Source organism: Actinoplanes aureus, assembly GCF_015704865.1.
GTDB classification, from domain to species: domain Bacteria; phylum Actinomycetota; class Actinomycetes; order Mycobacteriales; family Micromonosporaceae; genus Actinoplanes; species Actinoplanes aureus.
The window spans coordinates 46782-70427 of the sequence record NZ_JADQTO010000036.1; the positions used below are offsets into that span (position 1 = coordinate 46782).

Annotated in this window: 21 protein-coding genes; 12 read left to right on the forward strand and 9 right to left on the reverse strand. The window is 71.3% G+C overall.

Annotation, left to right across the window (positions count from 1 at the left end):
* Nucleotides 1–48: 48 nt before the first annotated feature.
* From I4J89_RS43390 to I4J89_RS43400, 3 genes are all read right to left on the reverse strand, one after another.
* Nucleotides 49–3660 (reverse strand): hypothetical protein, encoded by a 3612-nt coding sequence (locus I4J89_RS43390; protein ID WP_196420064.1) that lies wholly within the window; start codon nucleotides 3658–3660, stop codon nucleotides 49–51.
* Between the two features lie 67 nt (nucleotides 3661–3727).
* Complete coding sequence (locus I4J89_RS43395) at nucleotides 3728–5371, reverse strand: RecQ family ATP-dependent DNA helicase (RefSeq protein WP_196420065.1); 1644 nt, start codon at nucleotides 5369–5371, stop codon at nucleotides 3728–3730.
* The gene (locus tag I4J89_RS43400; protein ID WP_196420066.1) at nucleotides 5368–6318 is read right to left on the reverse strand and encodes a TIGR03557 family F420-dependent LLM class oxidoreductase; all 951 of its coding nucleotides are present in this window, start codon (nucleotides 6316–6318) and stop codon (nucleotides 5368–5370) included. The genes I4J89_RS43395 and I4J89_RS43400 overlap by 4 nt, the downstream gene beginning before the upstream one ends.
* 258 nt (nucleotides 6319–6576) lie before the next feature.
* Here I4J89_RS43400 and I4J89_RS43405 point away from each other — a divergent pair, with 258 nt between their 5' ends.
* From I4J89_RS43405 to I4J89_RS43440, 8 genes are all read left to right on the forward strand, one after another.
* Complete coding sequence (locus I4J89_RS43405) at nucleotides 6577–8154, forward strand: glycoside hydrolase family 3 protein (protein WP_196420102.1); 1578 nt, start codon at nucleotides 6577–6579, stop codon at nucleotides 8152–8154.
* Nucleotides 8155–8201: 47 nt separating this feature from the next.
* Nucleotides 8202–8531: a hypothetical protein gene (locus I4J89_RS43410; RefSeq protein ID WP_196420067.1), complete on the forward strand. Its 330-nt coding sequence runs from the start codon at nucleotides 8202–8204 to the stop codon at nucleotides 8529–8531.
* A 41-nt stretch (nucleotides 8532–8572) separates the two neighbouring features.
* Entirely contained in the window at nucleotides 8573–9397 is an 825-nt protein-coding gene (locus tag I4J89_RS43415) for a DUF1206 domain-containing protein (RefSeq protein WP_196420068.1), read from the forward strand.
* A 121-nt stretch (nucleotides 9398–9518) separates the two neighbouring features.
* Nucleotides 9519–10691 carry a mechanosensitive ion channel family protein gene (locus I4J89_RS43420; protein ID WP_373688205.1) on the forward strand — a complete coding sequence of 391 codons (1173 nt, stop codon included), beginning with the start codon at nucleotides 9519–9521 and terminating at the stop codon, nucleotides 10689–10691.
* Between the two features lie 88 nt (nucleotides 10692–10779).
* On the forward strand, nucleotides 10780–11214 hold the full coding sequence (locus tag I4J89_RS43425; protein ID WP_196420069.1) for a phage holin family protein: 435 nt from the start codon (nucleotides 10780–10782) through the stop codon (nucleotides 11212–11214).
* On the forward strand, nucleotides 11211–11594 hold the full coding sequence (locus tag I4J89_RS43430; RefSeq protein ID WP_196420070.1) for a DUF3618 domain-containing protein: 384 nt from the start codon (nucleotides 11211–11213) through the stop codon (nucleotides 11592–11594). The genes I4J89_RS43425 and I4J89_RS43430 overlap by 4 nt, the downstream gene beginning before the upstream one ends.
* The gene (locus tag I4J89_RS43435; protein WP_196420071.1) at nucleotides 11594–11866 is read left to right on the forward strand and encodes a DUF4235 domain-containing protein; all 273 of its coding nucleotides are present in this window, start codon (nucleotides 11594–11596) and stop codon (nucleotides 11864–11866) included. Before I4J89_RS43430 ends, I4J89_RS43435 begins: the two co-directional genes overlap by 1 nt.
* 341 nt (nucleotides 11867–12207) lie before the next feature.
* Nucleotides 12208–12411: a cold-shock protein gene (locus tag I4J89_RS43440; protein ID WP_011905669.1), complete on the forward strand. Its 204-nt coding sequence runs from the start codon at nucleotides 12208–12210 to the stop codon at nucleotides 12409–12411.
* Nucleotides 12412–12604: 193 nt separating this feature from the next.
* On the opposite strand, the gene I4J89_RS43445 is transcribed toward I4J89_RS43440, so the two are convergent.
* Together I4J89_RS43445 and I4J89_RS43450 are read right to left on the reverse strand one after the other, a co-directional pair.
* Entirely contained in the window at nucleotides 12605–12838 is a 234-nt protein-coding gene (locus I4J89_RS43445; protein WP_196420072.1) for a hypothetical protein, read from the reverse strand.
* On the reverse strand, nucleotides 12832–13809 hold the full coding sequence (locus tag I4J89_RS43450; protein WP_196420073.1) for an aldo/keto reductase: 978 nt from the start codon (nucleotides 13807–13809) through the stop codon (nucleotides 12832–12834). Before I4J89_RS43450 ends, I4J89_RS43445 begins: the two co-directional genes overlap by 7 nt.
* A 64-nt stretch (nucleotides 13810–13873) precedes the next feature.
* Here I4J89_RS43450 and I4J89_RS43455 point away from each other — a divergent pair, with 64 nt between their 5' ends.
* Together I4J89_RS43455 and I4J89_RS43460 are read left to right on the forward strand one after the other, a co-directional pair.
* A complete protein-coding gene (locus tag I4J89_RS43455; RefSeq protein ID WP_196420074.1) occupies nucleotides 13874–14647 on the forward strand; it encodes a trans-aconitate 2-methyltransferase in 774 nt (257 codons plus the stop codon).
* Between the two features lie 11 nt (nucleotides 14648–14658).
* The gene (locus tag I4J89_RS43460) at nucleotides 14659–15681 is read left to right on the forward strand and encodes an adenosine deaminase (protein ID WP_196420075.1); all 1023 of its coding nucleotides are present in this window, start codon (nucleotides 14659–14661) and stop codon (nucleotides 15679–15681) included.
* On the opposite strand, the gene I4J89_RS43465 is transcribed toward I4J89_RS43460, so the two are convergent.
* The 4 genes from I4J89_RS43465 to I4J89_RS43480 all read right to left on the reverse strand — a co-directional run bounded on the left by I4J89_RS43465 (nucleotide 15672) and on the right by I4J89_RS43480 (nucleotide 20487).
* Nucleotides 15672–15818, reverse strand: a complete 147-nt coding sequence (locus I4J89_RS43465) for a hypothetical protein (protein ID WP_196420076.1) — start codon at nucleotides 15816–15818, stop codon at nucleotides 15672–15674. The genes I4J89_RS43460 and I4J89_RS43465 overlap by 10 nt on opposite strands.
* 36 nt (nucleotides 15819–15854) lie before the next feature.
* Nucleotides 15855–17981 (reverse strand): RICIN domain-containing protein, encoded by a 2127-nt coding sequence (locus I4J89_RS43470; protein WP_309238736.1) that lies wholly within the window; start codon nucleotides 17979–17981, stop codon nucleotides 15855–15857.
* A gap of 392 nt (nucleotides 17982–18373) precedes the next feature.
* Nucleotides 18374–19795, reverse strand: coding sequence for a HAMP domain-containing sensor histidine kinase (locus tag I4J89_RS43475; protein ID WP_230860604.1), 1422 nt, complete (start codon nucleotides 19793–19795; stop codon nucleotides 18374–18376).
* Between the two features lie 2 nt (nucleotides 19796–19797).
* Complete coding sequence (locus I4J89_RS43480; RefSeq protein WP_196420078.1) at nucleotides 19798–20487, reverse strand: response regulator transcription factor; 690 nt, start codon at nucleotides 20485–20487, stop codon at nucleotides 19798–19800.
* A 96-nt stretch (nucleotides 20488–20583) separates the two neighbouring features.
* Between I4J89_RS43480 and I4J89_RS43485 the strand changes: the two genes are divergently transcribed.
* On the forward strand, nucleotides 20584–21498 hold the full coding sequence (locus I4J89_RS43485) for an ADP-ribosylglycohydrolase family protein (protein ID WP_196420079.1): 915 nt from the start codon (nucleotides 20584–20586) through the stop codon (nucleotides 21496–21498).
* Nucleotides 21499–21610: 112 nt separating this feature from the next.
* Entirely contained in the window at nucleotides 21611–23608 is a 1998-nt protein-coding gene (gene thrS / locus I4J89_RS43490; protein WP_196420080.1) for a threonine--tRNA ligase, read from the forward strand.
* Nucleotides 23609–23646 lie beyond the last annotated feature (38 nt).

A 23646-nucleotide genomic window follows, 5' to 3' on the forward strand; every position in this document is an offset into this window, starting at 1 on the left:
TCGGCTTCGGCGGGACGACCGGTGCGCGTACCCCGAAGAAGTAGGGGTTTAGAGCGGTCCGGTTTCCAGACCGTGCTGCCGGGTCAAGGCCAGCGCCTCGTCCTTGTCCGGGCCGGTCAGCAGGTCGAGCCAGCGGTCGGCGGCGTTGATGCTGCCGGCGTGCACCTCGGCGAGCATTTCCGGCCAGCGGCGCTGGTGGGTCAGGAGGTCGACCAGGCGGTCCATGGCGTGCAGGTCGCCGCCGGCGGCCCGGTCGCGGAGCCCGGCCACGTCGCGCCGGTCGCCCAGCAGGCGGGCCAGGCGGCGTGCGGCCTCCCAGCTGCCGGCGTCGGCGCGGGCCCGGAGCTCGTCCAGTTCACCGCGGTCGGCGAGCCGGCCGCCCAGCTGTTCGTCGGCGTCCCAGTCACCGTTGTCCGCACGACGCCGCAGCTCGTCGAGGCGGCCGCGGCGTACCAGGATCCGGGCGAGACGGGCGGAGGCCTCCCGGTCGCCGCTGTCGGCGCGTGCGGCGAGTTCGTCCAGGTGGTCTCCGCGTGCCAGCAATGCGGTCAGCGCGCGCCGCGCGGGGTGGTCGCCGTCGTCGGCGCGGCGTCCCAGCTCCTCGGTCCGGCCCTCGGCGGCGAGAGCTCCGGCGAGCCGCTCGGATGCCAGGATGTCGCCGCTGTCGGCGCGGGCGGCGAGTTCGTCCAGGCGCCCTTGCTGAACGAGGAGTTCGGCGAGACAGAGGGCGGACATCGTGTCGCCGCTGTCGGCCAGCCTGGCCAGGTCTTCGATGTGCCCGCCCTCGACCAGCAGGCCGAGCAGCCGCCGGCGGGCGATCGCGTCCCCGGCGGCGGCGCACCGGGCCAGTTCGTCGCGGCGCCCCAGGGCGGCGAGGAAGTCGGCGAACTGCCGGCCGGCGTGATTGTCGCCGTTCTCCGCGCGGCGGCGAAGCTCGTCGGTGCGGCCCTGCCGGAGCAGCAGTTGTCCCAGCCGGAGGGCGGCGTGCAACTCGCCGCGGTCGGCGCGTTCAGTGAGCTCGTCCAGCCGGCCCCGGTCGACGAGGAGATCGGGGAGCAGGTAGGTGGCCATCCGGTCGCCTCGGTCGGCCCGTTCCCGGAGTTCGTCGAGCTGATTGCGGTCGGCCAGCCGGGAGGCCAGGTTGTCGGCCGCCATCGCGTCGCCGCTGTCGGCGAGTCGCCGCAGCGCGCTGAGGTCGTCCTCGGCGCGGCGCTCGGCGAGGACCGTCGAGCCCTCCACGTCACCGTTGGCGGCCAGGAGCTCGGCCAGCCGTCGCTTGGCATGGTGGTCACCCATGTCGGCGCGCTCTCGGAGGAGCTCGACGCGGCCCTGCCGGAAGAGGACATCGGCCAGGCGTTCGGCGGCCGGGCGATCGCCGCGGTCGGCGCGATGTCGCAGACCTTCGAGATCGCCTCGATCGGACAGGATCGTGGCGAGCAACTCCGCCGCGTACCACTCCCGCGCATCGGCCCGGGCCGTCAGCTCCTCGACGTCGAGCCGTACGGCGAGCAGTTCGTCTAGCCGGTGGGCCGCCCGCCGGTCACCGGCCTCGGCTCGCGCCCGTAGCTCGTCCAGATCGGTGGCGCTCGGACGCGAGGCGACCTGGGTGACCAGGAGCGCGCCGTGCCGGGCGAGTCTGTCGGTGGATGCCGGCTCGGCCTCGCCGCGGTCGGCGAGGTATTCGGCCAGCATGTCGGCGGCCGGGCGGTCGCCGCCGTCGGCGCGCGAGCGCAGCGTGTCGATCTCGTCGCGACGGATCAGGATCTCCGCGAGGCGGTGGCCGGCCGGTTCGATGCCCTGGTCGGCGTGAGCTCGCAGCTGGTCCAGTTCGTCGAGGTTGGTGAGCAGTTCGGCGAGCCGGCGGCCGCTGTACCAGTCGCCGGCGGCGGCGCGGGCCTCGAGAGCCGGGCGGTCTCCGCGGTCGGCGAGCAGGTCGGCCAGCTGCCGGGCGGCGGAGTTGGTGCCGCGGTCGGCGTTCGCGCTCTGGCGCAACTCGTCGAGGCCATCGTGGACGGTCAGGACCGTGGCGAGCCGGTCGGCGGCCCAGGTGTCGCCGGCGGCGGCCCGGGTTCGCAGATCGTCCAGCCGCCCGAGCCGGGCCAGTAGCGCGGCGAGTCGCCGGCCGGCGTCCCGGTCGCCGTTGCCGGCTCGCTCGCTCAAGGCCTCGAGATGCTCCGCCGGAGCCGACAGATCCGCCAGCTGCTCGGTGGCGTGCTGATCACCGGCGCCGGAGTCGGCGAGGCGCCGGAGGAGGACCGCGGCCCGGCCGTACCGCAGACGCCGTGTCGCCGCGTTCGCTAGGCCGGCGACGTCTTCGTCCGGTACGTGCTCGGTGAGCGCACGCCAGGCGGCCGGCGGGATCGGCTCGGTACGCCGTTGCCGGACCAGCCGCTGCAGAAGATAGTCGGTCACGGTGTGGCCGAGCGCGGTACGCCGATCGTCACTGGCCACCTCGAGCAGCGGCGCGGCGGCCCGGTCCTGCGGCCGGTGCTGGCTGGACAGTTCGGCGAGTGCCGTGGTGAACCAGGCGTTGCCCGGCCGGACCCCGGTCAGATAGCCGCGCGCGGCGGCCTCCAGCAGCGCGGCGCTCAGCGGCGACTGAATCCCGGCCCGGCGGGCGTCGGCGGCCGCGTACAGGATCGCCCGCTCGTCGTCGGTCGCCCGCTGGTACCGGTTCATGATCTCGCGAGCGCCGGCCAGCGCCTCGGTGACGTTGTAGTCCGGGTCGGCGACCGCGGTGGCGAGACGACTGTCATGCGCCGCGAGACGGCCGGCGGCCTCGCGCTCGGCGGCGGAGAAGCTGTCCAGCCGCAGCTGCTGGACGCGCTGACCGCCGATGATGTCCATGGCGGCCGGGTATCGCGGCCGCCGGCGGCCGTGCTCGTCGACCACGTCGGCACGCAGCGCGGTGGCGTAGTCCGGCCACAGCGTGCCGAGGATGACCACCGGGCCGGGCGAGTCGAGCAGCCGCCGGACGGCCGCGGCGGTGATCGGGGTGGAACCCTCGCTCAGGTACGGGCCGGGAAGAAAACGCTGCAACTCGTCCAGCCACACGATCAGCTTCGCGGGCCGGCGACCGTCGGCGGCGACGGCGTTCACCAGGTCACCGCCGCCGAGGTCGGGCGCCAGCACGGCGAAGCCGGGCAGTTCGGTGCGGGCGCTCTCGTAGAGCAGGCGGGTCTTGCCGACGCAGGAGTTGCCGATGAGGATCAGAAATCCACCCTCGGTACGCGCCCGCCGCAGCCGCCCGCGGAGATCCTCGCCCAGATCCCGCTCGACGAACGTGGGCAGCCCGGGCCCCGGCCCGGCCCGGTCCGGCTCGTCCAGCGCCGGGTGGACGCGCAGGTCCAGCGCCGAGATGCCGGGCCCGTCGATCAGCGGGAGCCGGTCCGTTCCGGTGGACGGCACGCTCCGGCCGGGTGCCGCGTCCCGCCGGTTCTGTGCCCAGCCGAACCCGATCGAGACGGCCAGCGACACCAGGCCGACGGCCAGGCTGGCCACGCTCGCGACGCTGTCCTTGTCGGCCAGGCTGAGGCCGAGAAAGGCGCGCACCTGCCCGACCAGAGGCGGAGCCGCCCACCATCCGGCGACGCCGAGCAGGCCGACTGTTGCGAAGACCTTCCACAACAGACGGCGGCGCCCGTGACACGGCTCGGCCATCGGGGCCGACCTCCGAGGTATCGATGACGTCCGGCCGGATGACCGTACTTCACCGCCACGACGCCTTCTAAGCAGCAGCCGCGTTGAGCAGCTTCTGCTCGACGACGACGGGCACCGAGAGCGTCTTGTAGCCGACCGAGTCGAAGAGCACGGTCATCCGTTCCTCCTCGTAGTTCATCACCGTGCCGGCGCCCCACTCGCCGTGTTCCACCCGGCTGTGCACCGGGAACGGGCCCTCGGCCTCGGCCTCGTCGATCGCCTGCGCGCTGCCGTCCGCGCAGTTGTCGCAGTGGCCGCACGGCTTTTTCAGGTCCTCGCCGAAGTACGCCAGCAGCGTCTCGGTACGACACTGCCGGGTCTGTGCGAATCCCCGCATCATGTCGGTACGGGACCGGACGACCACCTGCTGCCGCTCGTACTCCTCGATCGCAGCCGTTGCGGCAGCGGCCGGGAGCGGCGCGCGGGGCGGGACCGACAGCTTGTTGCCCGCGCCGGTACGCACCGCGCCCACCTGCTCCAGCAGACCCAGGTACTGGCCGATCTTGCGCGGCCCGAGGCCGGTCTCCTTCTGGAGCGCCGTCTTCGTCACCGGTCCCTTGTGGAGCGCGCCGGCCAGGTCGCGCAATTCGTCGGCGTCCGGGCTGCCGCCGCTGAAGAAGCGCTGGATCGCCTCGTCCTCGGACCGCCAGAGCAGCACCGTGCGGCCCGGATCGCCGTCGCGGCCGGCCCGGCCGATCTCCTGGAAGTAGCTGTCGGGGGAGTCCGGCAGGGCCATGTGTGCGACCCAGCGGATGTTGGGCTTGTCGATGCCCATGCCGAACGCCGAGGTCGCCACCATGATGTCGACCTTGTCGTCGATGAACTCCTCGTGCCGTTGCTCGCGCAGGCCGGCCGCCATGCCGCCGTGGTAGCAGGCGGCCGGGTAGCCGGCCTCGGTGAGGCGGTCGGCGAGTTCCTCGGCGGCCCGCCGGGTGGCCACGTAGATGATGCCGGGACGTTCGCCCTCATCGAGCAGGGTGGTCAGCCGCCGCCACCGGTAGTCCTCGTCGGGACAGTAGGCGACCTCCAGGAAGAGGTTGCGGCGGTCCAGCCCGGACACGTGGATCTCGGGCTTGTGCAGGCGCAGCCGGGCGATGATGTCCTCGCGGACCGGCGGTGAGGCGGTGGCGGTCAGGGCGAGCACCGGCGGGCGGCCGATCTGTTTGATCATCTCGCCGAGGGCCAGGTAGTCGGGGCGGAAGTCGTGTCCCCAGGCGGAGATGCAGTGCGCCTCGTCGACGGCGACCAGGCCCGGCTTCAGCGCGCGGACCTCGGCGAGCCGTTCCGGATCGCTGAGCTGTTCCGGCGTGATGAAGAGGAATTCGGCCTGTCCGGTACGGATCGCCTCGATCGCCTCCCGCTGTTCCTTCGGCGTCTCCGCGGAGCTGACCCGGACGGCGCGGATCTTCGGGTCGCCGCGCTCGTTGAGGGCGGCGATCTGATCCTGCTGGAGGGCGAGCAGCGGCGAGACCACCACGGTCGGGCCGGGCAGCAGCACGGCCGGGATCTGGTAGATCGCCGACTTGCCGGCCCCGGTCGGGAGCACCACCAGGGCGTCCCTGCGGCGGAGCACGGCGCGCATCGGCTTGAACTGGCCGGTACGCAGCGAGGGCCACCCGAAGTGCTTCCGGGCGACGCGGCGCAGCCGCGGTCCGTAGACGGGCAGCTTCATGCGATCTTGGGGAGGACGTCGCGGGCGTACAGGTCGAACAGGCCTTGGTAGTGGGGGCCGGTGTTGGCGACGTAGACCTCGTCGAAGCCGGCGTCCGCGTACTTTTTGATCATCTCGAGGTGCTTCTCCGGGTCGTTGCCGCACACGAAGCTCTCGGCGATCATGTCCTGCGTCACCAGCTGGGACGCCTGCTCGAAGTGCTTCGGCGAAGGCAGGACCTGGGAGAGCTCGCCGGGCACGCCGGCGTTCGGCCATTTCTGGTACGCGATCCGCGCACCCTCCTCCGCGGTGTCCGCGAAGGCCGCCTTGAATCCGGCCTGGCACGTCCGGTTGCCGCCGCCCTGCGAGCGGAACTGCTTCACCATGTCGCCGTCCGGCATGACGTTGATGTAGCCGTCACCGATGCGTGCGGCCACCTCGATCGCCTTCGGTCCGAAACCCGACACCAGGATCTCGACCGGCTTCTCCGGCAGAGTGTAGATCCGGGCGTTCTCCACCGTGTAGTGCTTGCCCCGGTAGGAGACGACGCCGCCCTTCCACAGCCGCCGCATGATCTCGACAGCCTCCTCGAGCATCTCCAGCCGCACCTCGGCTTCCGGCCAGGCGTCGCCGAAGATGTGCTCGTTGAGTGCCTCGCCGGTGCCGACGCCGAGCCGGAAACGCCCGCCGGTCAGGACCGCGCTGGTTGCCGCGGCCTGCGCGATGACGGCCGGATGGATGCGTACGGTCGGACAGGTCACCGCCGTAGTGATCGCCAGCCCGCACGCCTGGCTGAGCGCCCCGATCATCGACCAGACGAAGGCGCTCTGGCCCTGGGCGTCCACCCACGGGTGGTAGTGGTCGGAGATCCACAGGCCGGAGAAGCCGGCCCGCTCCGCGCCCTTGGCCTGTTCTAACAGCTCAGCGGGCGAGTACTCCTCGCTCGACAGGAAGTATCCGATGCGCATGCGCGCCCCGTTACCCCTATTTGCCGCCGAACATGCGGCGGATGGCCCAGAGCAGGAACAGCACGGCAAGGGCGACGCCGAGCAGGCGTACGGCGTGCACCTCGGACCAGTCGACCACGGCGGAATCCTATCGGGCTTAAGCCACCGTTAATAGAAAGGTTTGTTGACTAATCCGGGGAGCGGGTGTGACCATAGGTCCCCGAACGGGGGAGAACGTTCACATTGACGTTCGTGGATGTATCGGAGGTACGGGGGCTCATGTCCTTTCACGGCGATCTGCCGGAACTCGCCGCTGCGGTCCTGCAGCCGGGCTTCGTCGGCACCTCCGCACCGGACTGGGTCCGCCGGTGGCTGGGTCAGGGTCTGGGCGGCGTCGCCCTCTTCGCACGTAACGTCGAGTCGCCGGCCCAGGTGGCCGCGCTGACCGCGCAACTGCGCGCGGAATACCCCGACGTGATCGTGGCCATCGACGAGGAGGCCGGTGACGTCACCCGGTTCGAGTCCCGGTCCGGCAGCTCCCGCCCGGGCAACCTGGCGCTCGGCGCGATCGACGACGCCGAACTGACCGAGGCGGTCGCCCGCGACCTCGGCCGGGACCTGGCCGACGCCGGCATCACGCTGGACTACGCCCCGGACGCGGACGTCAACAACAACCCCGCGAACCCGGTCATCGGGGTACGGGCCTTCGGCGCCGAACCCGGCCTGGTGGCCCGCCACACCGCCGCCTTCATCCGCGGTCTGCAGGAGTCCGGGGTGGCCGGCTGCGCCAAGCACTTCCCCGGTCACGGCGACACCGCCGTCGACTCGCACCACGACGTGCCGCTGATCGCGAAGAGCGCCGCCGAGCTGGAGGCCTGCGAGCTGGTGCCGTTCCGCTCGGCGATCGCCGCCGGGGCCAAGGTCGTGATGACCGGGCACCTGCTCGTCCCCGCGTACGACGCCGAGCTGCCCGCCACGCTGAGCTCGAAGATCCTCACCGGGCTGCTCCGCGAGGAACTGGGCTTCCAGGGCCTGATCGTCACCGACGGCATCGAGATGCAGGGCGTGCGCCGCCGGTACGGCCTCGCCGGTGCCGGCGTCCGCGCCCTGGCCGCCGGGGTGGACGCCATCTGCGTCGGGGGCGACAACGCCGACGAGGAGACCGCGATCGAGCTGCGCGACGCCATCGTGGCCGCGGTGCGCAGTGGTGAGCTCCCCGAGGAGCGGCTGCGGGACGCGGTCGCCCGGGTCCGGCGGCTGGCGCGATGGACCACCGAGCGGCAGACCCGCACCGGGGCTCGCGCGATCGCCGACGCGGCCGCCGGTAACGAGGTGGCCGTCCTCTCCGGTCGTGGCTCGGCCGTCGGCTTCGCCGCCGCACGCAAGGCGATCAAGGTGACCGTCGCGGGCGACCGCGCAGTGCTGCCGGTGACCGGGGTGCCGCACGTCGTCGAGTTCGCCCCGCCGCGCAACATCGCGATCGGCAGCGAGACGCCGTGGGGGCTGGGCGCGCCCCTGGCCGACCTGCTTCCCGGCACCACCTCGCGCCGGCTGACCGCCGACGACCTGGCCGGCCTGCCGGATGCGGCCGAGCCGGTGCTGGCCGGCGCCGCCGAGCGGCCGCTGGTGCTGGTGGTCCGGGACGTGCACCGGCACCCGTGGATCGCCACGACCCTGTCCCGGGTGCTGGAGCTGCGGCCGGACGCGATCGTGGTGGAGATGGGCATTCCGGAGACGATCCTCGGCGGGGTGCACATCGCGACCCACGGCGCGACCCGGGCCCTCGGCCAGGCGGCCGCCGAGATCATCGCCGGCGTGGACGTTCCGGAGCCGGCACCCCAGCCGGTCGCGGCGTAGCGCGTTCGACCGGCTTGGATTTGCCGTCTTCGCGTACCGTTGCAAGGGTGTTGATCTCGAAGCCCCGCCGCCGTGCAGTCGCCGCGCTCGCCTCCGCCGCCTTCGGCCTCGCGTTGCTCACCGGATGCGGTGACGACGTGAGCTGCGGGCTCGACCAGTGCACCGTGTCCATCGCGCGGGAGACCAACGCCAGCGTGAGCGTGCTGGGCGTGGAGGCGAAATTCGTCAGCGCCGACGAGAACACGGTGACCCTCGACATCGGCGGCGAGCAGATCCAGCTCACCAAGGGTCAGCAGGCGGTCGACGTCGGCGGTCTCCAGGTTCAGCTGGAGAGTGTGACGGCGGATCAGATTCAGATAGAGGTGGCGCGGCCGTAGCCGACGTTTGACGAACGTCGCCGTCGGTCATATCCCGGGACATGTCCTCCACGACCTCGAACGTCAAATACCAAGCGTCACGGGCCGCCGAGAGTAAGCCGCTGGAGTATCTGGCCCGGGGCGGCTTCATCGGGTACGGCATCATCCACCTGCTGTTCGCGTGGATCGCGCTGCAGGTCGCCATCGCCGGATCGAGCCAGGAGAGCGACCAGTCCGGCGCTCTGCAGGAGATCGCCCGGCACTCGTACGGCAAGACCCTGCTCATCGTGATCGCCGTCGGCCTCGTCGCGATGGCGATCTGGCAGGCCTTCGAGGCCGCCATCGGCGAGAGCGGTGAGCGCAACCGCACCGCGATGGCCGAGCGGGTGCTCTCCGGTGTGCGGGCCATCCTCTACGCCTACCTCGCCTGGATGGCGGTCAAGGTCGTGCAGGGCGCGAACGCCTCGATGGGCGACAGCTACGAGAGCAAGACGACCGGCCTGATGAGCTCCTCGGGTGGCCGCTGGCTGGTCGCCCTGATCGGCCTGGTCGTGCTCGGCGTCGGCATCGGCATGTTCTACTACGGCTGGAAGCGCAAGTTCGTCAGGCACCTGAACACCCAGCAGATGACCGCTTCCACCCGTCAGCCGATCATCCGGCTGGGCGTGGCCGGCTACATGGCCAAGGGCGTCGCCTACGCGATCGCCGGTGCTCTGTTCGTCACCGCCGCGGTGAACTTCGACCCGGACAAGGCCCGTGGCCTGGACGCCGCGCTGAAGACCCTCGCGAGCTACTCCTGGGGTATCTGGCTGCTCGTTCTGATCGCGGCCGGTATCGCCGCCTACGGCGTCTACTGCATCGCGCAGGCCAAGTACCGCAAGATCTGATCGACGGCCCCAACGGCGGCGGGTGTGAGGTATCTCCGACATCCGCCGCCTCTGGTGTTCGCTGACCCGGGCCGGGCAAGCTGGGACGCTGGCACAAGTTCCGTTCGTGGGAAGGAAGCCCGTGTCCAGCGTTATGACCGCCCTGCTCGCCGTCCTGGTGTCCGCCGGGGCGGCGATCCTGCTCGTCGAGATCGCCCACCGGGTCGTGGTCCGGCTCGGCCGGAAGTCCATGCTCGCGGCCGATCTGGCCAGGAAGGTGCATCGTCCCTTCCTGACCGCGGTCACCCTGGTCTCGGTGCAGCAGGCGATCCGGGTCTTCGCCGGCGACTTCACCTACCGGAGCGGCGTGATGCACGCGCTCGTGCTGCTCTGCATCGCCGCCTTCGCCTGGCTGGTCGGCGCGATGCTGCTGGTGATGGAGGACGTGGCCCTCGCCCGCTGGCGCACCGACGTGCCGGACAACCGCCGGCACCGGCGGATCAAGACCCAGGTGGTGATGCTGCGCCGGGTCACCGTCGCCGCCATCGTGGTGCTCACCATCGGCGTCATGCTCATGACGTTCCCGGACATCCGCGCTCTCGGCGCCAGCGTGATCGCCTCGGCCGGTGTGATCAGCGTGGTCGCGGCGCTGGCCGCGCAGAGCACGCTCGGCAACGTGTTCGCCGGGATCCAGCTCGCCTTCAACGACGCGATCCGGGTGGACGACGTGGTCGTGGTCGAACAGGAGTGGGGCCGGATCGAGGAGATCACGCTGACCGTGGTCGTCGTGCAGATCTGGGACGACCGGCGGCTCATCCTGCCCTCCTCGTACTTCACCACCAAACCGTTCCAGAACTGGACGCGTACCGGGTCCGCGGTGCTGGGCACGGCGGAGGTCGACGTGGACTGGTCCACCCCGATCGAACCAATGCGGGCCGAGCTGCGACGGGTCTGCGAGTCCACCGAGTTGTGGGACGGCCGGGTCTGCGTGCTCCAGGTGACCGAGGCGACCGGCGGCAACGTACGGCTCCGGGCGCTGGTGAGCGCGGATGACGCGGGTGCGCTGTGGGACCTGCGCTGTCTCGTACGCGAGCGGCTGGTCGCCTGGATCTGGGAGCATCAGCGCGGTGCGGTGCCGCGGATGCGCGCCGAGGTGGACACGCAGGACCGCCCGTCCGAGCTGGCGCGCCCGATCCACCGCGCGGATCTCGGTGCGTCCTCGGACGCCGCGCGGGTTTTCAGTGGTGGTGACGACGGTGAGGGGCGCGGCGTGACCTTCGGCGGCCCGGACGGTGCGGCACCGGTACGGGCCTGATCGACGCAGAGCGTGGCTTGCCCCGGACAGCGAGGATTGAGGCGGTCGTGATCAGGGCATACCCCGATCACACGGAAAGGGGGACACGATGGCCGATGTCTTGAACGGTACTCCCGTCAAGCCGCTCAACGAGCAGTCCACCGCGGAACTGGTGCAGCGCGCGAGCGAACAGCTCAGCCGCCTGGTCCGGGACGAATTGACGCTCGCCAAGGCGGAACTCGCCGAGAAAGGCAAACATGCCGGCATCGGCGCCGGCCTGTTCGGCGGCGCCGGGGTGCTTGCCGGGTACGGCGTGGGCGCACTTCTCGCAACGCTGGTCATCGTGCTGGATCTGTTCCTGCCGCTCTGGCTGGCGGCGCTGATCGTCACCGTTGTTCTCTTCGCGGTGGCCGGAGTGCTCGCTCTGCTGGGCCGGAGTCAGTTGCGCAAGGCGACCCCGCCCGAGCCGCAGGCCGCGATCCAGAACCTGAAGGCCGATGTCGACGAGGTGAAGCACGCGGTCAAGGAGCGTAGCCGGGTATGAGTGGGAAGAATGGTTCCGCGGCCAAGCCGGATCTGACGGCGCTGCGGGAGGAGATAAGGCAGACTCGAGCCGATCTCGGTGAGACGGTGCAGGCTCTGGCCGCCCGGGCGGACGTCAAGGCGCGCGCACGGGAACAGGTGGAACAGACCAAGGAGCGGGTGCTCACTCAGGCGGCCGCGGTGACCGGGCGGGTCCGTGAGGCGACGCTCGGCGCGACCGGCCGGGCCAAGGCCGCGGCGGTGCAGGCCACCGAGGGCGCGCCCGAGCTGGCGCACGACGCCCGAGCCCGGGTACGCGCGAACCCGTACCCGGCGGTGCTGGTCGTCGCCGGTGTGGTCGCGGTGGTCGGTGTCATTCTTATCGTGCGCGGGAGGCGTTGATGGCGGGCAAGCTGGGCAAGCTGGCGTTGAAGCCGGTGAACGTCGGCCTGGGGCTGGCCGCCGGTGCGGTGGCGGGCATCCTCTTCAAGGAGGCGTGGAAACTGGTCTCCGGTGACGACGACGCCCCGGACGCGGGCGACCCGGATCGCGGCTGGGTGGAGATCCTCACGGCGGCCGCGTTGCAGGGCGCGATCTTCGCGGTGGTGAAGGCAGCGGTCCATCGTGGCGGTGCGATCGGCACCCACAAACTGACCGGTACGTGGCCTGACTAGATCATCTTCCGTATCGACAGGAGTCTTGCCGGTTCCCCCGCTTCGTGACCACGAAGTGGGGGGCCTTTTCCATATCGGCCACCCATTATTCGATTCTTACGAGGGGGAGCTTTACAGCCCGATTTTCGGGTACAGTGTGGCCAGTTTTTGCGTACGTGGTTCGCTGCTTCCGCTTACCGCGGGACATCGGCCCCTTCCCGGGAGGGGCGCCAGGTGTCACGAGGCCGGCGGATGGGACGTCCTCTGAAAGGGCCGCCTCGCGGCGCCGCTGCTCGAAAACGGTCATCGGCCCCGCGCTGCCGCGGTTGGGCGGGCCGGCATTTTCAGAAGGAGAGTTCAGCATGGCGCAAGGAACCGTGAAGTGGTTCAACGCAGACAAGGGCTTCGGCTTCATCACCGTCGACGGCGGGGGTGCTGACGTGTTCGTCCACTTCTCGGCCATCCAGACGAGCGGTTACCGCACTCTGGAGGAGAACCAGCGGGTGGAATTCGAGATCGCACAGGGCCAGAAGGGCCCGCAGGCGGAGCAGGTTCGCCCGCTCTGAGACCTAGGGAGGCTTGTTCTCGACGGTGCAGATCCTGTGCCCCACCTGCGCGTCGGCGCAGGAGGGTCGTGAACAAGCCCCGAACCGCCGGTCGTGAGACCGGCACGCCGGCCGCCTGGCGGAGGCCGGCCCGACCGTGGCCCCGCACCCTCGCCCGAGGTTGCGGGGCCATCTTCGTCTGTCCCCCGGCCGCTCAGGTCGAGGTGTATCCGGCCGTCCGGCGACGCATCCCGATGACCACCAGGACGAGTCCGACCACGAGCAGCACGCCACCGGCCGCCGCCCAGAACAGCTCATCACTCATCAGACTGTCGGTGAGGTAGCCCAGGCCTTGCAGCAGCCACACCGCACCCAGCACCATCGCCAGCAGGCCCAGCGACATCGTGAGCCAGCCCCGCAATCGCGGCTCGTTTTCATTGTTCACCATTTGTCGTGCACCTGGGGGCGAATCAACTCATCGTAGACCGCGGAGATCTTTTCCTGAGTTTCCGGCGTGAGTGGTGACAGATCGGCGGCCGCCGCGTTGGCGCGCGCCTGTTGCGGGTTGCGGGCGCCGGGGATCACCACGGTGACGGCCGGCTGATCGATGATCCAGCGGAGCGCGAATTGCGCCATGGTGGCGCCCTCCGGCACCAGCGGGCGAAGCCGGCGGACCGCCTCGAGCCCCACCTGGAAGTCCACGCCGGAGAACGTCTCGCCGACGTCGAACGCCTCGCCGTGGCGGTTGTAGTTGCGGTGGTCGTCGGCCGCGAAGGTGGTCTGCTCGTCGTACCGGCCGGAGAGCAGGCCGCTGGCGAGCGGGACCCGGGCGATGATCCCGACGCCGGCCTCGGCGGCGGCGGGCAGGACCCGCTCGAGGGGCTTGAGCCGGAACGCGTTGAGGATGATCTGCACGCTCGCGACGCCGGGCCGGGCGATCGCGGTGAGGGCCTCGTCGACGCGCTCGACGCTCACCCCGTACGCGGCGATCCGCTTCTCCTGGACCAGGGTGTCGAGGGCGTCGAAGACCTCGTCCGAGGAGTAGACCGGGGTGGGCGGGCAGTGCAGCTGCACAAGGTCGAGCGTCTCGACGCCGAGGTTGGCGCGGGAGCGGTCGGTCCACGCCCGGAAGTTGTCCAGGTGGTAGTTGCCCGGCTCCTGCGGCAGCCGGCGGCCCATCTTGGTGAACACGGTGAGCCCGGGACGGTCCTTCACGAACGAACCGACGATCTGCTCGCTGCGGCCGTCGCCGTAGACGTCGGCGGTGTCGATGAAGGTCACGCCCGCGTCGACGGCGGCCTGCAGGGTCGCGTGCGCGTCCGCCTCGCTGACCTCACCCCAGTCGGCGCCGAGCTGCCAGGCGCCGAGACCGACCACGCCGACGTCCCGGCCGAGCTTCCGAAAGCTTCGTTTTTCCACGTCATGACCCTACCGCCAAGCTGATAGGTTAAAACAAAACGTACGTACGGTTTAGGGAGAGCTCATGTGGGACCCGACTGTGTACCGCCGTTTCGGAACCGAACGTTCCCGTCCGTTCTTCGACCTCGTCCGGCAGATCGGTGCCGAGCGGCCGCGTGCCGTGGTGGACCTGGGCTGCGGGCCCGGTGAGCTGACCCGCACCCTCGCCGAGCGCTGGCCCGGCGCCCGGGTGGTCGGCATCGACTCCTCGCCCGAGATGATCGCGAAGGCGGCCGCCGACCCCGGACCGGTCGGGTTCCGGCTGGGCGGCATCGAGGACTGGCATCCCGAGCCCGACGTGGACGTGGTGGTCACCAACGCCGCTCTGCAATGGGTGCCGGGACACCGCGAGATGCTGGCCCGCTGGGTGACCGAGCTGCCGTCCGGCGCCTGGCTCGCCGTACAGGTGCCCGGCAACTTCGACAGTCCCGGTCACCGGGCGGTCCGGGAGCTGGGCGCTTCCGCGCGCTACGCCGAGCGCCTGGACGGCCTGCTCCGCGACGACCCGGTGGACGACGCGGCGGGGTACGCGGCGCTGCTCACCGCAACCGGCGCCACCGTCGACGCGTGGGAGACGACCTACCTGCACCTGCTGCCCGCCGCCGCGCCCGGTGCGGACCATCCCGTACTGAGCTGGATGGAGGGGACCGCGCTGCGCCCGGTGCGTGCGGCGCTGGACGAGGCGGACTGGGCGGACTTCCGGGCCGAGCTGGCGATCCGGATCGCCGAGACCCATCCCGAGCGGCACGGCGTCGTGGCGTTCCCCTTCCGCCGTATCTTCGTGGTGGCATCTATCTAGGGGGAGCTCTCTTGACGGACCTGACGTCGTTCATCGCCGGACTGCCCAAGGCCGAGCTGCACGTGCACCACGTGGGTTCGGCCTCGCCGCGGATCGTGGCCGAGCTGGCCGCCCGGCACGAGGGCAGCTCACCGGTGCCGGCCGATCCGGCGCTGCTGGCCGAGTACTTCGAGTTCCGGGACTTCGCGCACTTCATCGAGGTCTACCTGAGCGTGGTCGATCTGATCCGTGACCCGGAGGACGTCCGGCTGCTGACCTACGAGATCGGCCGGGAACTGGCCCGCCAGCAGGTGCGGTACGCCGAACTGACCGTCACGCCGTACTCCAGTGTCCGGCGTGGCATCCCGGCACCGGCGTTCTGCGAGGCGATCGAGGACGCCCGGACCGGGGCCGCTCGCGACTTCGGTGTGGACCTGCGCTGGTGCTTCGACATCCCGGGGGAGGCCGGGCTCGCCTCGGCCGAGGAGACCCTGCGGGTGGCCCTCGACGAGCGGCCCGACGGTTTGATCAGTTTCGGCCTCGGCGGACCCGAGATCGGGGTGCCGCGACCGCAGTTCAAGCCGTACTTCGACAAGGCCCGGGCCGCCGGGCTGCACAGCGTGCCGCACGCCGGGGAGACGACCGGACCGGAGACGATCTGGGACGCGATCCGGGAGCTGGGCGCCGAGCGGATCGGGCACGGCATCGCCGCCGCCCGCGACGAGCGGCTGATGGCGTACCTGGCCGAGCACCGGATCCCGCTCGAGGTGTGCCCCACCTCGAACCTGCGCACCCGGGCCGTCGCCTCGCTCGCCGAGCATCCGATCGCGACGCTTGTCGCGGCCGGGGTGCCGGTCAGCGTGAACTCCGACGACCCGCCGATGTTCGGCACCACACTCGAGGCCGAGTACGCCGCCGCGGCCGGACTGCTCGACCTGGACGCGGCCGGTGTGGCCGACCTGGCGAAGGCCGCGGTCCGGCACAGCTTCCTGCCGGCGGCCGGGAAGTCCGCGCTGCTGGCGGAGATCGACGCCTACACCGTCACCTACGGGTAGAGCGGGTCCTGCCAGCAGGCCACCATGACGGCGGTGCCGATGGTCAGGATCGTCAGCCAGCGCACCAGACGCCGCCGGTTGAACCGGGCCGGATCCTCGTCCGGCTCGGTCTTCGGCCTGCTCACTAGCTTCGGCATCCGCCTCTCCTGTCGGTCCTGGCCCGTCGGTGGTTCCTAGTCGGGAACCGCCGTCCAGCTCTGGTGACGTTGCCCGGTGTCCGTCTGGAGCACCAGCACCCGGTGCGCGCCGAAACGCTGGCCACCCACACCGAGCACCAGGTTCGCCGTGGTGCTTCGCAACGTGAACCCGTAGTCCGAGGCCTGCAACTTCCAGCGGGCCCCGTTCGAGGCGTAGCAGTCGCCCTGCACCAGCGGCGCACCCGCGGCCGGCGTGCCGCCGAGCGCCACCGCGCACCGGTTGCTCGCCTTCGACACCAGCGAGTACGTGTCGTCCTCGGCCGGCACCAGCTGCCACTGCTGCTGGGCGCCGCCGTCCTCACCGCCGAGCGTCACCGGCGTGCCGTCGTCGGTGCGAGCCGCGTACAGATCGGCCGCGCCGCCGGTCAGCGCGTTGGTCAGGACGAACCACGAGTTCTGCACCGGGCGGGCCGCCGGGGCGGTCACCGCGGTGCCCTTGGCGCGGTAGCCGAGCTTCCGGTTACGGATCTCCACGGTGTACTTGGCGTCCGGCTTGAGGCCGATCAACCGGGCCCGGGTGGCGCGCGTGGTCGCCACCGGCTTGCCGTCCACGGACACCTCGTACCGGGCGTCGTCGGCGGCGCTGCTCCAGGTCAGCCGTACCGAGCTGCTTGTCGCCTCGCGGATCTCCAGCACCGCCTGCACGCCGTCGTTGGCGGTCGGCGGCGGCGCGGCCGGCGCCTCGCCGGGATCCTGGTCCCCGGTGCCGGGGGCCGGCGGGTCCGCCTTGGCGGCCGGCGGCCGGGCCTTGCCGACCGGATGCGCCACCTCCTCCACCGGCGGCAGAGCCGGATCGGCGGGGACGGTGGGGTCCGGCCCGGGGGTGGCCGGGGCGGGGCTCTCCGAGACGCTGGGGCTCGGTGCCGGGGCGGAGCTCGGCGTGCCCGCGCTCGGGCTGGGTGCCGGGCTGCTCGGTGCCGGGCGCGGCGTGGCCGGGGCGGTCGAGGGCGCGGGAGCCGGCGCGGTGGTGTCCGGCCGGGTGGCGCCCGGCGCGTCCGGGATGTCGTCGCCGCCGTCGCTGCGCAGCAGGAACTCGCTCAGCGCCACGTTCCAGTGCTCGTCCAGGTAGCTGCCCGGCTTCGGGTCGGTGCTGAAGTAGTCGTCGTGCCCGCAGTCCAGCCGGATCTCGTGGTTTTTCGGGCAGACGGTACGGATCGGCTTGCCCGACCGGTCCGAGCCGCAGAGCAGGTCGTACTCGTCGACACAGCTACCCGCGCCGGTGGCGTTCGGCGAGTCGGACAGCACCGCGCCGAGCGAGTGGGTCAGCTCGTGCGCCGCGACCGCCGAACTCCAGCATCCGGAGTCGACCCGGGCGTACGACGGGCCGCCGTTGTTGCGGTTGCCGCGGCCGGGCCGGGTGTCCGCGACGTACGTCGAGATACCGCAGTAGACGTTGGTGTCGGAGAACATCAGGTACTTGCGGTCGGTCCGGTTGTAGCCGAGGTTGCGCAGCGACTCGATGGTCTTGAGGAACGAGTCCAGCGAGCCGTCCGGCAGCTGCACCTCGGCCACGTCGACCCGGCAGTCGGGCGTCGTCACGTACCGGATGTGCCGGGAGCCACCGGTCTCGCCGGCGCTCGCGTCGTAGATCGCGTCCACCCCGGCCGCCCAGGTGCGGAACGAGTTCAGGAATTTCGGGTACCGGCTGTCGGTGGCGGACTCGTGCAGGTAGAGCAGCTGCACCCGCTTGCCGCTGCGGCCGTCGCCGGAGCAGGCCACGTCGCCCGGGCCGAGGATGAAGTCGGCCTGGCCGGGAGCGGCGTCCGGGATCAGCGCCGGCGCGTCCGCGGTCAGCGCACTGCCGCCCAGGTCGCGAGCGATCTCGGCGTCCTTGGGCACGGCGCCGTTCTCACGGCGTACCGCGGTCACCTGCCCGCCGCCCTTGGTGACCGGTGCCACGTCCCGGCGTACCGAGAGGCCGGCCGGGGGGCTCTGCGGGCCGTGCGTACAGGTCTCGTCGTAGAGCAGATAGGAGCCGGCGCAGAACGAGTCGGCGGCGGCCAGCTTCAGGCCGGTGTAGACCAGGCCCTGCTCGGGCGCGTCGGCCGGCAGGCCGGCGAGGCCGAGCCGGTCCGCGTCGCTCGACGAACTGTTGCCGATCACGCTGGGACCCACCACGCCGCCGACGCCGAGCAGAGCCAGCCCGAGTGCTACTGGAAGGAGCCGGGAGCTCGCGGAGCGTGACTTGCGGCGATGCTCGCTCGGAGCGCGCCGCCGCCCTGGGGGCGACCCGCGGAACGCTGGCCGGCGATGCGCGGACACTGCGTCTCCTCGTCGAGCTGGATAACGGTGGGAGGGGCCCATGGGGTGGCCGCCTCCCACCGCGTGGCGGCTTCTCGGTTCGCGGCGATGGGGACGCGCTGCGGGTTGCGATCCGGGAAGCCGGATGGGATCGAAGGGAAGACTGCCAGCCCTGGCGCGCCAGGGGAACGCCCTTAATAGAGATATAAGCAAGCGCTGTTCCGTCCGGGGGACACGGTCTGGTTCTTCGAAGCTCATTCCCGCCCCGGTCGTTGCCAACGGCGTCGGCCCGGGTCCCGTTCGCGGGTCAAGCGACCGCGTCCGACCAGGCCGAATCGGCTCGGTACCTTCGGCGTGGCGTCCGCGTCGGCGAGCAGCATAACCACGCTCGCGCCGCCCATCGCGGCCCGGTCCAGGCTCACCGATCCGCCGGTGGCCTGCGCCACCCGCCGGGCGATGTCCAGCCCCAGGCCGGTCGAGCCCTGGTTGCTCTGGCCGCGCCGCAGCGCCCGCTCCGGGTCGGGGATGCCGGGCCCGGCGTCGTCCACCCGCAGCGCCACCCAGCCGTCCCGCCGGGAGAGCCCGACCTCGAACGCGGTGCCCTGCGGGGTGTAGCGGAAGACGTTGCCGAGGACCGCGTCCAGGGCGGCGGCCAGCTCGGCGCGGGCCACCGGTACGGGGACGCGCAGGTGCGCGCCGACCACCCGGTACTGGCGGTCCTGGTCGCCGGCGAGGGCGGACCAGAACATCATCCGTTCCCGGACCACCTCGCTGGCGTCGCAGAGACCGTCCTCCGGCGCGGCCACCTGCGCGGCGACCGCCTGCCGTGTGGTGTTGATCAGGGCGTTGACCTCGTCCTCGAGGGTGCCGATCGCCTGCCGGATGCGGCGGATGCCGCGGCGGCGGTCCACCTCGTCCGCGGTCAGGTCGATGATCTGGGTGTCGTCCGGGTCGAGGGCCTCGGCGTCCAGGCGCAGCGCGGTCAGCGGGGTACGCAGCCGGTGCGACAGGTCGGCGACCAGTTCCCGCTCGTCGGTGCGGGAGGTGACCAGACGGTCGGCCATCCGGTTGAAGGCGTATCCGGCCTCGGCGAGCTCGCGTGGGCCCGAGGGCTGTATGCGTACGCCGAGGTCGCCGTCCCCGACCGCGAGGGCGGCGTCGACCAGGTTGCGGGCCGATGAGACGGCGCCCCGGGCCAGCCGGTCCACCACGAAGACCGCACCGCCGACCAGGACGACCGCGAGACCCAGCAGCAGCCACCAGTCGCGGGCGGTGTTCTCGTTGAGCACCGGGTCCGGTACGAACGCCTCGATCACCAGCGTCTTGTCATTTACGGTCACTGGCTGTAGGCGTACCACGCCGCCGGCGACCTCCTCGACGGTCGGCTCCGGGTGGGTCGCCGCGCGGTCGATGAGCGCGGCGTCGGCGCGCCCGCCGGCGGTGGGTGCGATGCCGGGGGTGTGCACCACCGGGTTGCCGCCGGCTGCCTGAACGGCGGCGGCCACGCCGCGGTCCCCGGCCCCCGCACTGATGGCGCCGGCGACCGTCGCGGTACGCCGGGCGGCCTCCTCGAGAGCGGCCTCCCGATGGTCGTTACGCAGTCCCCAGCCGAGCGGGATCAGGAAGACCAGAGCGGCGATGGCCGTCGTGGCGGCGGTGATGTAGGCCAGCCGCAGCCTCAGTCCGGCGCCACCAACCGGAATCCGACCCCCCGCACGGTGCGCAGGTAGCGGGGCTTCGCCGCGGATTCGCCCAACTTCCGGCGAAGCCAGTACAAATGAACGTCGATGGTCTGGTCCTCGCCGACCGACGGCTGTCGCCATACCTCCTCCAACAGCTCACGACGGGAAACCACTCGGCCCGGACGGGCGGCGAGATAGGCAAGCAGATCGAATTCCTTGCGGGTCAGCGCCAGTGGCTGGTCCGCGAGGGCGGCGCTGCGCTCGCCGATGTCGACTCGCAGCTCGCCGACCTCGTAGACGGCCGGCTGCGCGGCCCGGCTGGCCCGGCCCACCCGGCGCAGCACCGTGGCGATCCGCGCGTCCAGATGGGCGCCGGTGAACGGCTTGACCATGTAGTCGTCGGCACCGGCGCGCAGCAGTCGCACGACGGTCTGCTCGTCGTCACGGGCGGTGGCGATGATGATCGGCACATCGGTGATGCCGCGCAGCATGCGCAGCGCATCGGAGCCGTCCAGGTCGGGCAGTCCGAGGTCGAGCACGACCAGGTCGGGCGTCTCCGCCGCGACCCGCCGCAGTGCCTCGAGAGCCGTGCCGACGGCGTGCACGGCGTGCCCCCGGTCGGCGAGCGATCGGAGCATGGCACCGCGCACGACATGATCGTCTTCGACGAGCAACACCGTGGCCATGCGAAGACCGTAGCGTCCTTGGCAACCGAAACCTAAAGGGTGATCGAGCGAGACTCTTTGATGACGCTCAGTGATGGAATACGATCCGAAGCGCTGATGTCATTCACTCTCTTCCCCGGTACCCGGCTGGTGCTGGCCCTGGAAAGCCTGGCCGGCCTCAGCGTCGGCGACGCGCTCGGCGCCCAGTACTTCGTGCCCGGGAACAAGCCGTCCGACCTGCTCGAGGGCAGGGTCCCAGATGCGCCCTGGGAGTGGACCGACGACACCGAGCAGGCCTGCTGCCTGGTGGCGACGCTGGCCGGCGACGACGGCGACTTCGACCGGGACGGCTTCGCTGAGCGCCTGGCCGGGCAGTTCGACGCCTACCGCGGCTACGGTCCCGGCGCTGTCACCATGCTCCGCGAGATCCGCGACGGCCTGCCCTGGCCGATCGCCGCGGCCGCGGCCTTCGGCGGGCAGGGCTCGTGCGGAAACGGCGCGGCGATGCGCGCCGCACCGCTGGGGGCCTGGCATGCGGATTCACTCGCGCACGCGGCAGCCCAAGGGGTACGCGCGGCCGAGGTCACCCATGCGCACCCGGAGGGGATCGCGGGCGGTGTGGCTGTCACCGTGGCCGCTGCGGTCGCCGCCGCCGCCCGGCTCAACGGCCACAAACCCGATCGGGGCCGGTTGCTGCGGGCCACGGCCGGGCACACTCCGACCGGGGTGGTCGCCGACGCGCTGGTGGAGGCCGCCGGCCTGGCCGACATCGGTATCGCCGAGGCGGCGAACCGGCTGGGCAGCGGTGGCCAGGCGACCGCCCAGGACACGGTGCCGTTCGCGCTCTGGGTGGCCGACCGCTACCTCGACGACTATCCCGCGGCGGTGGCGGCGTGCGTGGTCGCCGGCGGGGACGTGGACACCACGGCGGCGATCGCCGGGGGCGTCGTGGCGGCGTACACCGGGGTGGACGGCATCCCGCCCGCCTGGCTCGCCGCCCGTGAGCCGCTGCCGGCCTGGCTGCCCGCCTGAAACCGTGCGTGTGGATTCACACGCGCCGGGCGAAACGCGCAGAAGCACGGCGGATAGCATCGTTGGCGGCCCGGAGAGCGCTGGGCCTCCCGCTGTCTGAATGGAGATCACCGTGTCTGCACCCCGTAAGCCCGCTGTGGCCGACCCCCTAGTCGTCCCGGCCGGGACTACGGCGGCCGACGCGGTGGCCGCCGCCGGGCTACCGGCGCACGGGCCGAAGGCGGTCGTCGTGGTCCGCGAGGCCGGCGGCCGGCTGCGCGACCTGAACTGGGCGCCCGCCGCGGACACCGAGGTGACCCCGGTCGCCATCGACGAGCCGGACGGCCTCGACGTGCTGCGCCACTCGACCGCGCACGTGCTGGCCCAGGCCGTGCAGGATGTCTTCCCGGAGGCGAAGCTCGGCATCGGACCGCCGATCCGGGACGGCTTCTACTACGACTTCGACGTCGAGAAGCCGTTCCAGCCGGAGGACCTGACGAAGCTCGAGAAGCGGATGCAAGAGATCGTCAAGGCCGGCCAGACGTTCCACCGCCGGGAGTACGGCTCGCTCGACGAGGCCAAGACCGAGCTGGCCGCCGAGCCGTTCAAGCTCGAGCTGGTCGACATCAAGGGCGACGTCGACGCCGAGGCGGCGGCGGTCGGCGCCGGTGAGCTGACCCACTACGACAACGTCGACAAGGACGGCAAGCGCGTCTGGGGCGACCTGTGCCGCGGCCCGCACCTGCCGTCGACCCGGCTGATCCCGGCGTTCAAGCTGATGCGGTCGGCCGCGGCGTACTGGCGGGGCTCGGAGAAGAACCCGCAGCTGCAGCGGATCTACGGGACGGCGTGGCCGTCGCGGGACGAGCTCAAGGCGTACCTCAACCGTCTTGCCGAGGCCGAGCGCCGTGACCACCGCAAGCTCGGCACCGAGCTCGACCTCTTCTCCTTCCCGGACGAGATCGGTTCCGGTCTCGTGGTCTTCCACCCGAAGGGTGGGGTGATCAAGCGCGAGATGGAGGACTACGTCCGCGCCCGGCACATCGAAGAGGGCTTCCAGTACGTCGGCTCGCCGCACATCACCAAGGAAGGGCTGTTCCACACCTCGGGGCACCTGCCCTACTACAAGGACACGATGTTCCCCCCGATGGAGCTCGAGGGGGCGAACTACTACCTCAAGGCGATGAACTGCCCGATGCACAACCTGATCTTCAGGTCGCGCGGGCGGTCCTACCGTGAGCTGCCGATGCGGCTGTTCGAGTTCGGCACGGTGTACCGCTACGAGAAGTCCGGTGTGGTGCACGGCCTGACCCGGGTGCGCGGGCTGACCCAGGACGACTCGCACTCCTACGTCACCGCCGAGCAGGCTCCCGGCGAGATCAAGCACCTGCTGAACTTCGTCCGCTCGCTGCTGGACGATTTCGGTCTGGACGACTACTACCTGGAGCTGTCGACCCGGGACCCGGAGAGCGACAAGTTCATTGGCTCGGACGAGCAGTGGGCCGCAGCGACCAAGGTTCTCGAGGACGTGGCGACCGAGTCCGGCCTCGAGCTGGTGCTCGACCCGGGTGGCGCGGCCTTCTACGGCCCGAAGATCAGCGTGCAGGCCAAGGACGCGATCGGCCGGACCTGGCAGATGTCGACCATCCAGTACGACTTCAACCAGCCCGCCGGGTTCGGGCTGGAGTACCAGGCCGCCGATGGCACCCGGCAGGAGCCGGTCATGATCCACTCGGCGAAGTTCGGCTCGATCGAGCGGTTCTTCGGCGTGCTGGTCGAGCACTACGCCGGCGCCTTCCCGGCCTGGCTGGCTCCGGTGCAGGTGGTCGGCATCCCGATCCGCGACGATCACGCCGACTATCTGTCGTCGTTCGTCGAGCGCCTGCGTAAGGAAGGCATCCGGGCCGAGGTCGACTACTCGACCGACCGGATGCAGAAGAAGATCCGTACGGCCCAGCAGCAGAAGATCCCGTTCATGGCGATCGCCGGCGACGACGACGTGAACGGCGGCACCGTCTCCTTCCGGTACCGCGACGGGTCGCAGCGCAACGGCGTGTCGATCGACGAGGCCGTCGCGCACGTCGTCGAGGTGGTCAAGTCCCGGGTGAACACCGGGCCGTCCGCCGCCTGACCTCTCAACTGCGGCTCCCGCCGTCCGACGTAACCGCG

Coding starts and splice junctions, on each gene's coding strand:
- I4J89_RS43445 (WP_196420072.1), bottom strand. CDS start 12,838: ATGGTGAACAATGAAAACGAGCCGCGATTGCGGGGCTGGCTCACGATG.
- I4J89_RS43440 (WP_011905669.1), top strand. CDS start 12,208: ATGGCGCAAGGAACCGTGAAGTGGTTCAACGCAGACAAGGGCTTCGGC.
- I4J89_RS43395 (WP_196420065.1), bottom strand. CDS start 5,371: ATGAAGCTGCCCGTCTACGGACCGCGGCTGCGCCGCGTCGCCCGGAAG.
- I4J89_RS43485 (WP_196420079.1), top strand. CDS start 20,584: ATGTCATTCACTCTCTTCCCCGGTACCCGGCTGGTGCTGGCCCTGGAA.
- I4J89_RS43415 (WP_196420068.1), top strand. CDS start 8,573: ATGTCCTCCACGACCTCGAACGTCAAATACCAAGCGTCACGGGCCGCC.
- I4J89_RS43430 (WP_196420070.1), top strand. CDS start 11,211: ATGAGTGGGAAGAATGGTTCCGCGGCCAAGCCGGATCTGACGGCGCTG.
- I4J89_RS43390 (WP_196420064.1), bottom strand. CDS start 3,660: ATGGCCGAGCCGTGTCACGGGCGCCGCCGTCTGTTGTGGAAGGTCTTC.
- I4J89_RS43405 (WP_196420102.1), top strand. CDS start 6,577: ATGTCCTTTCACGGCGATCTGCCGGAACTCGCCGCTGCGGTCCTGCAG.
- I4J89_RS43465 (WP_196420076.1), bottom strand. CDS start 15,818: ATGCCGAAGCTAGTGAGCAGGCCGAAGACCGAGCCGGACGAGGATCCG.
- I4J89_RS43425 (WP_196420069.1), top strand. CDS start 10,780: ATGGCCGATGTCTTGAACGGTACTCCCGTCAAGCCGCTCAACGAGCAG.
- I4J89_RS43435 (WP_196420071.1), top strand. CDS start 11,594: ATGGCGGGCAAGCTGGGCAAGCTGGCGTTGAAGCCGGTGAACGTCGGC.
- I4J89_RS43400 (WP_196420066.1), bottom strand. CDS start 6,318: ATGCGCATCGGATACTTCCTGTCGAGCGAGGAGTACTCGCCCGCTGAG.
- I4J89_RS43480 (WP_196420078.1), bottom strand. CDS start 20,487: ATGGCCACGGTGTTGCTCGTCGAAGACGATCATGTCGTGCGCGGTGCC.
- I4J89_RS43455 (WP_196420074.1), top strand. CDS start 13,874: ATGTGGGACCCGACTGTGTACCGCCGTTTCGGAACCGAACGTTCCCGT.